Below are 12,459 nucleotides of genomic sequence, written 5' to 3'. Positions count from 1 at the left end.
GCTTTTGCCATTTCCTCTCAACGCGATACACTTCAAACATATTCGTCCACGGAAGGGAAACTCATGACCGAAGCTGCCGACCTTGTTGTCGAGATCGAAGCGTTGGAAAACAAGTTGCAAGAGGCGAAATCCTCGATCACGCGCCGCTTCATCGGGCAGGAACGGGTCGTGGATCTGACCCTGACCGCGCTGCTCTGCGGGGGGCATGCCCTGCTGATTGGTCTGCCCGGTCTGGGCAAGACGCGGCTGGTCGAAACCTTGTCGACCGTGATGGGCCTGCACGGCAACCGCATTCAATTCACCCCCGATCTGATGCCCGCGGATATTCTGGGGTCCGAGGTTCTGGATACCGCAGAGGATGGTAGCCGTCATTTCCGGTTCATCTCGGGCCCGATCTTCTGTGAATTGTTGATGGCGGACGAGATCAACCGCGCCAGTCCGCGTACGCAATCGGCGCTGTTGCAGGCGATGCAGGAGCGCACCGTGACCGTCGCCGGTGAGGACCGCGATCTGGGGGTTCCGTTCCACGTGCTGGCGACGCAGAACCCCATTGAGCAAGAAGGCACCTATCCGCTGCCCGAGGCACAATTGGACCGGTTCCTGGTGCAGATCGACGTGGAATATCCTGATCGCCAGACCGAGCGTGACATTCTGTTGGCGACCACCGGGGTTGAAGAGGCCGACGCACATCAGATTTTCACCAAAAAGGAATTGCTGGCGGCACAGACGTTGTTGCGGCGTATGCCCGTGGGTGACTCGGTTGTGGAGCTAATCCTTGATTTGGTCCGTGCCTTCCGCCCGGACGAACCCGGCGCATCCGAGCGTGTCATGGAAACCGTAGCCTGGGGTCCCGGTCCGCGCGCGGCGCAGGCGCTGATGATGACGGTGCGGGCACGTGCGATGCTACAAGGGCGGTTGGCCCCCAATGCCGAGGACGTGTTGGACATGGCGCGTCCTGTTCTCAGTCACCGGATGGCCTTGAACTTTGCAGCCCGTGCGCGCGGAGACAGTCTGTCTGATCTGATCGAAACCACTGCCGCTGGTTTGACCCGCACCGAGGCTGCGGCGTGAATGCCGCGCTGACCCTTCGTGAAAGATCCGAGGCCGAGGCATCCCGGTTGCCGCCGCTATTGGCGCGGGCCGAACACTTGGCAGGCACTGTTTTATTGGGCGATCATGGGCGGCGTCGCGCCGGATTGGGCGATGATTTCTGGCAATACCGCCCGGCGCAGATCGGGGACAGCCGCCGCTTGATCGATCACCGCCGCTCGGCGCGCGGGGATCAGCAATTCGTGCGCGAGCGCGAATGGCAGATTGCGCAGTCGGTGATGTTGTGGGTCGATCAGGGCGCATCGATGCGGTTTGCGTCGGACAAGAACCTGCCCACCAAAACCGACCGGGCGCGCCTGCTGGGCCTGTCTACCGCAATCCTGCTGGTACGGGGCGGAGAGCGTGTTGGTCTGACCGGAACAACCCTGCCACCGCGCCGGGGCAACGCGCAGGTTATTCGCCTTGCACAGGCCTGGTCCGAGGATGCCGAGGCCGACTATGCCCCGCCCGAACACCGCGCCATGATCCCCCATGCCCGCGCCGTTTTCGTCTCTGATTTTCTCGGTCCGCTGGATGAGGTCGAACTGGCCTTGACCAAGGCCGCGGATCGCGGCGTGCGCGGCGTGTTGTTGCAGGTTCTGGACCCCAGCGAAGAGAATTTCCCGTATCGGGGCCGAACCATCTTTGAAAGCGTTGGCGGCACGGCGCGACACGAAACGCTCAAGGCCGGGGACCTGCGCGACCGGTATCTGGACCGTCTTGCGCAGCGCAAGGATGCGCTGACGCAGTTGTGCCGCGCGACAGGCTGGCAGCTTGGATTGCACCATACAGATGACAGCGCACAATCGGCTCTATTGTGGCTCTATCGTGCACTGGACGGGGGTGCACGATGACCGTTCTGGCTGGCATCGGGTTTTCTGCGCCTTGGGTTCTGCTGGGTCTTTTGACCCTGCCGATCCTGTGGCTGATCCTGCGCGCCGTCCCGCCCGCGCCGATCCGCCGCCTGTTCCCCGCCGTGACCCTATTGCTTGGACTGAAAGATGATGAAAGCGTTTCTGACCGAACGCCGTGGTGGCTGTTGCTGCTGCGGATGCTGGCGGCTGCGGCGATCATCATCGGATTGGCCGGACCTGTCCTGAACCCATCCCGCGACCAGACCGGTTCAGGGCCGTTGTTGCTGGTTCTGGATGCCAGCTGGGCCGGTGCCTCGCGCTGGTCAACCGTTCTGGACCAGATTGACGTGCAACTGACCGAGGCTGGACGTGCCGGACGCCCTGTATCCATCCTGCGCCTGACCGAGCCGGAGACGCCGGTATTTCAGGCCGCCGAAGCATGGCGGGGGCGATTGCCGGGGCTGACGCCGAAGGCGTGGCAACCGACCGAGGTGCAGGTTGAGCAATCGATTCAGGCTCTAAGTCAGGTTGAAGACGGATTTGATACGCATTGGTTCAGTGACCGGTTGGATTATCCCGGTCATGACCGTATCCTCTGGGCCTTGCAGCCGCGCGGCGACGTGACGGTCTATCGCGCAGGTCAGGGGGTGAGGGCGCTCTTGCCTGCGACCTATCAGGACGGGGTCATTCAACTGACCGCAATGCGGGAAACGCCCGGACCGGCGGAAACGATGACGGTTCTGGCGCAAGGCCGCGATCCTGCCGGAACCATGCGGGTACTGCAGTCCGTTGACATGGGGTTCGACAGCGGTGAGACGGTGGCGCAGATCGACCTGGCCCTGCCTTCTGAACTGCGTGCGCGGATCACCCGGTTCGAGATTCAGGGGCAGCGCTCTGCCGGAGCCATGACGCTGACAGATGACAGTCTGCGCCGTCGCGAAGTGGCTCTGATCGCTGGGACGCTCAACCGCGAAGGATTGGAGCTGCTGTCGCCGCTGCACTATCTGACGCAGGTGCTGAGCCCGACGGCAGATTTTGTCGAGGGTGGGTTGCTTGAGGTTCTGCCCGCCAACCCTGATGTGATTGTCCTTGCCGACGTCGCACGACTGGCTGAACCCGAGCAGGTCGCGTTGACCGAATGGGTCGAGAAAGGCGGCCTATTGCTGCGCTTTGCAGGGCCGCGCATGGCCGCAAGCGATCTGGGCCGGGATAAGGAAGAGACATTGCTGCCCGTACGCCTGCGCAGCGGAGGGCGATCCGTCGGTGGCGCGATGAGCTGGGGCGAGGCCAAGGGATTGGCCGCATTTCCCGAGGGCTCTCCGTTCTACGGATTGCAAATTCCCTCGGACGTGACCGTAACCACGCAAGTCATGGCGCAACCAGACCCTAATCTGGCGGATCGTGTGGTGGCATCGCTGTCGGACGGTACGCCTTTGGTGACGCGTAAGGCCTTGGGTCTGGGTCAGGTGGTTCTGTTTCATGTGACCGCAGATGCGGAATGGTCCAGCCTGCCGCTGTCCGGCCTTTTTGTTGAGATGCTGGATCGTCTGGCGGTGGCCTCGGCGGCGAAATCGCGGCAAGAGGAACAGTTGCAGGGTACCACATGGGAACCTATTCAGATCATGGACGGGTTTGGAACCCTGACCGACGCAGGAAGCCTGCCGGGTGTGGATGGCGCGCAGCTGATTGCAGGACAGGTCGGCCCCGATCTGCGGCCGGGTCTGTATGAAAGCGGCAAGGAAAAGCTGGCGCTGAATGTTCTGTCTGACGACACTGTCCTGCAACCGGTGGTCTGGCCTCCAGACGTCCCGATCAAAGGGCAAGAGATCAGTACGGAAACACCGATAGCAGGTCTGTTGCTGAGCCTCGCCCTGATCCTGCTGACCGTTGATGTCATTGCCTCGCTGGCGTTGTCCGGGCGTCTGGGTATGGCAAGAACGGCGGCATTGGTTCTGGGGGCTATGTTGGTGGTCCCGGACGCGCAGGCGCAGACGGCCGAGGATACGGACTTTGCGCTGAACGCCACCCATGAACTGGTGCTGGCCCATGTCCTGACCGGCAATCGCGAGGTCGATGACATTGCGCTGGCGGGGATGCGCGGGCTGGCGCAAACGCTGTATTTCCGAACCTCGGTCGAACCGGCCGAACCCATTGGCGTTGACCTCGAACGGGACGAGCTTGCGTTCTTTCCTCTGCTCTATTGGCCGATTACACCGGATCAGCCGCAACCCTCGGTCGAGGCCTATGCCAAGCTGAACATGTATCTGCGATCCGGCGGGATGATCCTGTTTGATACCCGCGATGCGGATATTGCCGAATTCGGGGCCTCCAGCCCCAATGGACGCAAGCTGCAACAGTTGGCTGCGCCGCTGAATATCCCTTCGTTAGAGCCAGTTCCGAATGATCACGTGCTGACCCGAGCCTTTTACCTGTTGCAGGATTTTCCGGGGCGCTATGCGGGTGCCGGTGTCTGGGTGGAATCCGCTCCGCCGGATGCGGAACAGATCGAGGGGATGCCCTTCCGCAATCTCAACGACAACGTGACGCCGGTTGTGATTGGCGGCAATGACTGGGCCGGGGCCTGGGCTGTGGATCGCAACGGGCAGGCTTTGCTGCCGGTGGGGCGCGGCTATGCAGGCGAACGGCAACGGGAATTGGCCAATCGGTTTGGCGTCAATCTGGTGATGCATGTGCTGACCGGGAATTACAAATCCGATCAGGTCCATGTACCCGCCCTTCTGGACAGGTTGGGACAATGACAGGAACCGTCATATTCGATCCGTTGATCCCCTGGCCGGTTCTGCTGGTCATAGCGGCGATTGCTTTTGCGGGCGTCGTGCTGGCCTTGTGGCGGGGGCTGTCGGGCTGGGCGCTGCGCGGGCTTGCGGCGCTGGTCGTGATAGGGGCCCTGTCAGGTCCGGTCTATCAGGTCGAAGACCGCGCTCCGCTGACCGATATCGTGTTGATGATCGAGGATGAAAGCGCCAGTCAGACCCTGTCGGATCGGGCCGAGCAGACCCAACAAGCGGCCGAGGATCTGGCCGCCCGGATCGAATCCCGCGACAATACCGAGCTGCGCCGCATACGCGTAGGAGACGCGGAAGGCGACGAAGGCACGCAGGTCATGGCTGCCCTGAACGAGGCTCTGGCCGAAGAACCGCGCGCGCGCATCGCCGGCATCCTTGTCATCTCGGACGGGCTTGTACATGACGTCGATCAGGCCCCTGATTTGCCTGCGCCGATGCATCTGCTGCAAACGGGCCGCGCGGATGATTGGGACCGCAGGCTGATCGTGCGCAACGCACCTGCCTTTGCCATTATCGGCGAACCGATCACCCTGACCTTGCGCGTCGAAGACAGCGGGGCCGCGCCGGTCGGGGCCACAAGTGCGCCGCTGGAAATTTCGGTCGATGGGGCCGAGCCCGACCGGTTTACTATTCCCATCGGCGTCGATGTTGAACTGCCCGTCACGCTGCCCCATGGCGGGCGCAACGTCATTCAGTTCTCGGTCCCGCAGGCCGAAGGGGAGCTGACCGACCGAAACAACACCGCCCTGATCCAGATGAACGGCGTTCGTGACCGGCTGCGGGTCCTTTTGGTGTCCGGTGAGCCGCATCCGGGAGGGCGCACATGGCGCAATCTGCTGAAATCCGACAGCTCGGTTGATCTGGTGCATTTCACCATCCTGCGCCCGCCGGAAAAGCAAGATGGCGTGCCGGTGGATGAACTTTCGCTGATCGCCTTCCCGACGCGCGAACTGTTTCTGGAAAAGATCAATGATTTCGATCTGATCATCTTTGACCGCTACAAGCGGCGCGGCATCCTGCCTGCGATTTATCTGGACAATGTCACCAACTATATCAACGACGGTGGTGCCGTTTTGATCGCAGCGGGGCCGGATTTTGCGACCGCCGACAGTATCTTTCGCTCGCCCCTTGCGCCGATGCTGCCGGCGCAGCCAACCGCGCGTGTGATCGAAGAGCGTTTTGTCCCGATGGTCACCGATATGGGACAGCGCCATCCTGTCACTACCGATTTGGGCGATGCCGAAACCTGGGGTGCCTGGCTGCGCCAGATCGACGTCAAACACCGCACGGGTGAGTTGTTGATGACAGGTGTTGAAGATCGCCCCTTGCTGGTTCTGGACCGTGTCGGTGAAGGCCGCGTGGCCCTGTTGGCCTCCGATCACGCATGGCTCTGGAGCCGCGGGTTCGACGGCGGTGGACCACAGCTGGAGCTGTTGCGTAGGCTGGCGCATTGGATGATGAAAGAGCCCGAGCTTGAAGAAGAGGCGCTTTGGGCTGAAGCCAACGGGCAATCCATGCGTATCATTCGCCAGACCCTCAACGATGAGGTCGGCCCGGTCACCGTGACACGACCCGATGGCGAAACGCTTGATGTTGAACTGCGCGAGGTGTCTCCGGGCCGGTTCGAGGCGCAGTATTTCGGGCCTGAGATTGGTCTCTATCGTCTGCAAGAGGGGGAGCAATCGGCGGTGATCGGCCTCGGCCCAGCTGCACCCAAAGAATTTGAGCGCACCATCGCCACGGATGAAGTTCTGAATCCGGTTCTGTCCAGCCTGCGTGGCGGCGCGATCCGTATCGAAGATGGTTTGCCCTCCATCCGCAACGTGCGCGCAGGACGGCCTGCCGCCGGGCGTGGCTGGATCGGTCTGACCCCGCGCGAGGCTTACGAAACCCGGGACGTGACACAGGCCGGTCTATTACCGCCGTGGCTGGTTTTGCTGCTTGCAGGTGGCTTCCTTGTGGCCGGTTGGCTGCGTGAGGGCCGCCACTAGGGTCTTTAAGCACTTTTTCACGGGTTATCCGGATGCTGAGCCCAGATTGCCTTGGGATTGCGAACCGATGAGCCTTGCAGAAAAACTTGCCCATGAACGACGCGCGCGGCTGGCGGCCGAGCGCTTGTTGCATCTCAAGCAAGCCGAATTATCAGCGGCCAACCAGAAACTGGGCCGCCATGCGATTGCCCTGACGCGCCAGATTGACGAAACCCAGGCCGAGGTGGCAACTGTCAGAGGGGAAAACGAAAAGGTCAAATCTGACCTGACCGCCGCCAACGCCAAGATAGAAGTCGCCGAACGCCGTCTTTGGCATTCGATCCAGACCATTCAGGACGGGTTCGCCTTTTTCGACGGCGATAGTCGCCTGATCAGCGCCAATACTGCATATCTAAGCGTGTTCGAAGGGTTGGACGAGGTCGCCCCCGGCGTCTCGTATCGCCGAATCATCGAGATTCTGACAAGCGAAGGCATCGTCGATATCGGCGAGGAACCCAGCGCGGACTGGCAGGCCCGCATGGCTCAGCGATGGGCAAAGTCGAACCCTGAACCGATCGTGATTCAACTGTGGAACGGTCAGTATATCCGATTGATTGATCAGCGCGGCTCTGGAGGTGATGTGGTCAGCCTGGCGCTCAACATCACCTCTTCGGTCCGGCATGAAGCGGAACTGCACGCGGCGCGCGAACGCGCCGAGGCCGCGAACCGCGCGAAATCGGCCTTTCTTGCGAATATGAGCCATGAAATCCGCACACCGATGAACGGCATCGTTGGTATGACCGAGCTGCTGACGGAGACCCCGCTTTGCGAGGAACAAAGGCTCTATGTCAACACAATCCGCAATTCGGGCGAGGCGCTGCTGGTCATCATCAATGATGTTCTGGATTATTCCAAGATTGAGGCAGACAAGCTGGCGCTGCACCCTGAACAGTTTGATCTGGAGCGCTGCATTCTTGAGGTCGCGATGCTGTTACAGCCCAGCGTTCGGGACAAGGGCCTGACCCTGCTGGTGGATTATGATCTGTTTTTACCAACTCTGTTTATCGGTGATCCGGGGCGCGTGCGGCAGATTCTGACCAATCTTGTCGGCAACGCGGTCAAGTTCACGGCGGACGGGCATGTGCTGATCCGCGTCACCGGCGTGCCGCATCCCGATCTGCAAAACTGCGACATCCATGTTGCCATCGAAGACAGCGGGATCGGTATCGAGGCAGACAAGATTTCGCACATTTTTGGTGAGTTCAATCAGGTCGAGGATGAGCGCAGTCGACAGTTCGAAGGGACCGGTCTTGGACTTGCGATCACCAAACGCCTGATCACGATGATGGGCGGTACGGTTTGGGTCGAAAGTGAACCTGGCAAGGGCTCCTGTTTTGGCTTCCGCATCACGCTGCCTACGGCTGAAGGGCCGCAGCCTTCGCCGCCCAACCTGACTGACCGGCTGCACCACGTCGTGGTTGTCGAGGATCTTGAGGTCAACCGTGCTTTGTTGACCAAGCAGCTGGGACGGCTGGGGTCACAGGTCTCGGTTTGCGCCACAGGGGCCGAGGCGCTGTCGCTGGTGGATGAAACTGTCGATTTGATTCTGTGCGACCATAATCTGCCTGACATGGATGGATCAGAACTTGCCACGACCTTGCGGGATCGCGGATGGATCAATCTGCCGATCGTTGTGATGTCGGCCAATCCGGGCGTCATCCACGCCGATCCGGCGCATCACCTGATCGACGCAGTTTTGCAAAAGCCGATCCCCCGATCCGAACTTTACAGGCGACTCACAGAGCTCGGCAGGTCACAGCGAGTTGGTCAGCCGACCAAAACAACCGAGGAGAGACCCTTACTCAAGACCTCAAAACCCTCGAGTCAGAGACTGATGCGGGTGCTGGCGGCCGAAGACAACAAGACCAATCAACTGATCTTCAGGAAGATGACCAAGGATCTGAATATCGATCTGCGCTTTGCGGCCAACGGCCTTGAGGCCGTCGAGGCCTATGATGCGTTTCTGCCTGATCTGATTTTCATGGATATCTCAATGCCCAAGATGGATGGCAAGCAAGCCACCGGAGAAATCCGCAGGCGCGAGATCGGAACGGATCGCAGCGTGCCCATTGTGGCCCTGACCGCTCATGCCATGGCGGGTGATGACCAGGGCATACTGGCCGCCGGTCTGGATCACTACCTGACCAAACCGCTGCACAAAAAGCTGATTCATCAGATGATTCTGGATCATCTACCCGAGGGGGCTCAACCACTTACGCTAGAGCGCGCGCCGTCAGACTGACGCGGCGTCGGGGTTCCCAATCTTCTTCTGTTCAAAAATACCTCGGGGTGCGCGAGGGGCTGGCCCCTCGCTCTGCGCTCGATGCCGCAAACCCCGGTTCACCCCTGATAAGGGCGCACAAAAACCGGCCGGTCCTCGTCTGACAGCTCGGGGCGGTATACGTAGCCGCCAGTGTCGAAATCCAGAAGACCCTTGGGATCGGTCAACCGGTTCTGAATGATATAACGGGCCATCGCGCCGCGTGCCTTTTTGGCAAAAAAGCTGACGATCTTGGGCCTGCCTGCCTTGTCTTCCATAAGAACCGGCGTGATCACCTGCAGTTTCAGCGCCTTCAGGTCCACCGCGCCGAAATATTCCTGACTGGCGCAGTTGATCAGCACGTCGCTGCCAATCTCGACAGCCTGTCTGTTCAGCGCCTTGCTCAGTTGATCGCGCCAGAATTCATACAGATTCTTGCCGCGGCGGGTTTTCAGCTTGCTGCCCATTTCCAGCCGATAGGGCTGAATCGCGTCCAGTGGACGCAGCACGCCATAAAGACCGGACAGGATACGCAGATGATCCTGTGCCCAGTTCATTTCATCGGCGTCCAGCGAAGCGGCCTCAAGCCCTTGATAGGTGTCACCCGCAAAGGCCAGCGCAGCGGGGCGGGTCACCTCCGCGCCGGGCGTCTCGGAAAACGCGCGATAACGGTCGCGGTTCAGACGGGCCAGATCGTCGCTCAGGTCCATCAGCTTTTTCAGATCACCAAGTGTCAGATTGCGGGCGGTTTTCGACAGCCGGATTGCATCGTCTTGAAAATCGGGTTGGCTGAGCGTCACATCGCGCTCGGCCCAGTCCAGCCGCTTGGCCGGGGAAATCACTACCAGCATATCCGCCCTCGTTCTTTGCCTGATGGGCCGTATCTAGCCCGCCTGTTCCAGCACGTCCAGAAAGGCGGCACCAAACCTTTCGTGACGGCGATCGCCGAGCACCTGCTCGAGCCCGCGCAGATCGCCGGGTCGCAGTTGAGCCACCTTGGCCAGTTGCGAAGCGGTGCAGCTGAGCGGTTTGTCGATCCCGTTCGGACCCCGTGCCAGATCGGTCTGGACGGCCAACAACTGATCGTAAATGTCACCCTGATCGCGTCCCGCCAGTTTACGGCGGGCAGGGTGGAGGGCCTGAACTTCTCCGGCGATGACCTCAAGGAACATATCGCCATAGCGTTCCAGCTTCTTCGCGCCTACACCACCGATCCGGGCCATGTCGTCCAATGTCATCGGGCGCTTCTCGGCCATTTCGATCAGGGTGCGGTCGGGGAAGATGACATAGGCCGGGACCCGCTGCGTTTCTGCCAGCGCCCGGCGTTTGGCTTTGAGCGCGCTCAGCAGCGGTGCGTCTTCCTCGGCAACCATCGCCTTGACGACGGGGCGACGCGTGGCCTTGCGGATCGTGTCCTTGCGCAGGTCGATCTGCGCTGCGCCTTTCAGGATCGGTTTGGCGGCCTCGGTCATGCGCAGCGCGCCGTGGCGGTCAGGGTCGGGGCGCACCAGATCGTGCCCCATCATCTGCCGAAAGATCGCCTGCCACTGCGCGCGCGACCAGTCCTTGCCGATGCCGTACGTGGGCAGCGCGTCATGGCGACGGGCGCGGACCTTGTCGGTCTCATTGGCCAGCAGGATGTCGATCAGATGGCCCGCGCCAAACCATTCCTCGGTGCGCAGGATGGCCGATAGCGCCATGCGGACGGGCGTGGTGCCGTCGAACACCTCGGGCGGGGTGTCGCATAGATCGCATTTGCCGCAAGGCGTGGCCTCTTCCCCAAAATACCCCAGCAGAGTCTGGCGGCGACACACCAGCGCTTCGGCCAACCCCAGCAGCGCATTCAGCCGTGCGTGATCGGCCATACGGCGTTCGGGTGGGGCCAGCCCTTCATCGATTTGCGACCGACGCAGGCGGATGTCATCGGGCCCAAACAGGGTCAGGGTTTCGGCTGGACCTCCGTCGCGGCCCGCACGGCCGATTTCCTGATAATAGGCCTCGATGGATTTGGGCAGGTCCGCATGGGCAACCCAGCGGATATCGGGTTTGTCGATACCCATGCCAAAGGCCACGGTGGCGACCACGATCAACCCGTCCTCGCGCGCAAAGCGGGTTTCGACAATGCGTCGGTCCTCCGGGTCCATACCACCGTGATAGTGGCAGGCGGAATGCCCCTCGGCACGCAGGGCCTGCGCCAGCACCTCGGTCTTGTTGCGGGTGCCACAATAAACGATGCCGGATTGACCCTTACGCGCGGCGGCGAAATCGAGGATCTGTTTGCGGGGACCATCCTTGGCGGCAAAGGCCAGATGAATATTGGGCCGGTCAAAACCGCGCAGAAATTTGCGCGGTGCTGAGCCGTCGAACAGTTTCTCGACAATCTCATCCTGCGTCTCGGCGTCTGCTGTTGCGGTAAACGCGGCCAGAGGCACATTCAACGCGCGTCGCAGTTCCCCGATCCGCAGGTAGTCGGGGCGGAAATCATGGCCCCATTGGCTGACGCAATGCGCCTCGTCCACGGCAATCAGGCTGACATTTATCCGGCGCAGCATTCCCAAGGCCGATCCGGCCGCCAAACGTTCGGGCGCCATATAGAGCAGCTTGAGCCGTCCGGCCTCCAACGCCTCCCAAACTGCGTCGGTTTCCTCGGGGGTGTTGCCCGATGTCAGCGCACCGGCCTCAACCCCCGCTTCCTGCAGCCCGCGCACCTGATCGCGCATCAGGGCGATCAGAGGGGAGATGACGACTGTCACCCCATCGCGCAGCAGGGCAGGCAGTTGAAAACACAGGGATTTACCGCCGCCGGTGGGCATGATCGCCAGCACGTTTTCGCCCTGCGTGACGGCCTCGACGATCTCTTCCTGCCCGGGGCGGAAGGCGTCGAATCCAAAGACGTCTCGCAACAAGGGTGCGGAGTCAAACATGCTTGGGATGGCCCTGTATTAAGGTTTATCTGCTCTTAAGACAGGACCATCACATACTAAGATTCGGTGAACAAGAGGTCAGTAGAAATAGACCATATTGTTGAGCAAAATGATCCGCAGCGCATAGACCCCGATCAGCACCACAAGGGGGGTAAGGTCCAGCCCGCCCATATTGGGCAGGATGCGGCGGATGGGGCCGTAAATCGGCTCTAACAAGCGGTTCAGCCCGTACCAGATTTGTGCCACCAGTTGCTGGTGCAGGTTCAGCACCTGAAAGTTGATCAGCCAGCTCATGATTACATGGGCAAGGATGATGAACCAGACAATGTCCAGGATCAGCAATAGGATTTGAATCAGCGACAGCATGGGCACTCCGTTCGTCAATTGTCTTGAGACCTAAGCGTCGTAGCGGCAAAGAGCAAGTGCGGCGCACTCAGCGCTTGCGCATCGGGTCAAAGCCCCGTCTTATGATTGCAACAATAAGCAGGGGCAGTC

At 60.9% G+C, this 12,459-nt stretch carries 8 protein-coding genes; 5 read left to right on the top strand and 3 right to left on the bottom strand.

The genetic code is table 11. From position 1 onward, the window contains the following. The first annotated feature begins 63 nt into the window (after nucleotides 1-63). From ACR0FG_RS05265 to ACR0FG_RS05245, 5 genes are all read left to right on the top strand, one after another. Nucleotides 64-1,071, top strand: a complete 1,008-nt coding sequence (locus ACR0FG_RS05265) for an AAA family ATPase (RefSeq protein ID WP_480890851.1) — start codon at nucleotides 64-66, stop codon at nucleotides 1,069-1,071. Then, the gene (locus ACR0FG_RS05260; RefSeq protein WP_480890849.1) at nucleotides 1,068-1,943 is read left to right on the top strand and encodes a DUF58 domain-containing protein; all 876 of its coding nucleotides are present in this window, start codon (nucleotides 1,068-1,070) and stop codon (nucleotides 1,941-1,943) included. The genes ACR0FG_RS05265 and ACR0FG_RS05260 overlap by 4 nt, the downstream gene beginning before the upstream one ends. Further along, a complete protein-coding gene (locus tag ACR0FG_RS05255; protein ID WP_480890846.1) occupies nucleotides 1,940-4,702 on the top strand; it encodes a DUF4159 domain-containing protein in 2,763 nt (920 codons plus the stop codon). Before ACR0FG_RS05260 ends, ACR0FG_RS05255 begins: the two co-directional genes overlap by 4 nt. Next, nucleotides 4,699-6,741 carry a hypothetical protein gene (locus tag ACR0FG_RS05250; protein WP_480890843.1) on the top strand — a complete coding sequence of 681 codons (2,043 nt, stop codon included), beginning with the start codon at nucleotides 4,699-4,701 and terminating at the stop codon, nucleotides 6,739-6,741. Before ACR0FG_RS05255 ends, ACR0FG_RS05250 begins: the two co-directional genes overlap by 4 nt. A 67-nt stretch (nucleotides 6,742-6,808) precedes the next feature. Further along, a complete protein-coding gene (locus tag ACR0FG_RS05245; RefSeq protein ID WP_480890840.1) occupies nucleotides 6,809-9,022 on the top strand; it encodes a response regulator in 2,214 nt (737 codons plus the stop codon). A gap of 98 nt (nucleotides 9,023-9,120) precedes the next feature. Here the strand turns inward: ACR0FG_RS05245 and yaaA are convergent, their stop codons facing one another. The 3 genes from yaaA to ACR0FG_RS05230 form a co-directional block, all read right to left on the bottom strand. After that, entirely contained in the window at nucleotides 9,121-9,891 is a 771-nt protein-coding gene (yaaA, locus tag ACR0FG_RS05240; RefSeq protein ID WP_480890838.1) for a peroxide stress protein YaaA, read from the bottom strand. A 33-nt stretch (nucleotides 9,892-9,924) separates the two neighbouring features. Then, on the bottom strand, nucleotides 9,925-11,964 hold the full coding sequence (gene recQ / locus ACR0FG_RS05235) for a DNA helicase RecQ (protein ID WP_480890836.1): 2,040 nt from the start codon (nucleotides 11,962-11,964) through the stop codon (nucleotides 9,925-9,927). A gap of 78 nt (nucleotides 11,965-12,042) precedes the next feature. Next, nucleotides 12,043-12,330, bottom strand: coding sequence for a YggT family protein (locus tag ACR0FG_RS05230; protein ID WP_170712329.1), 288 nt, complete (start codon nucleotides 12,328-12,330; stop codon nucleotides 12,043-12,045). Between the last annotated feature and the right edge of the window lie 129 nt (nucleotides 12,331-12,459).

It is taken from the genome of Ruegeria sp. E1 (assembly GCF_056534225.1).
The sequence above is the reverse complement of the archived record's forward strand: the minus strand, read 5'-3'. Positions and strand labels throughout refer to the sequence as shown.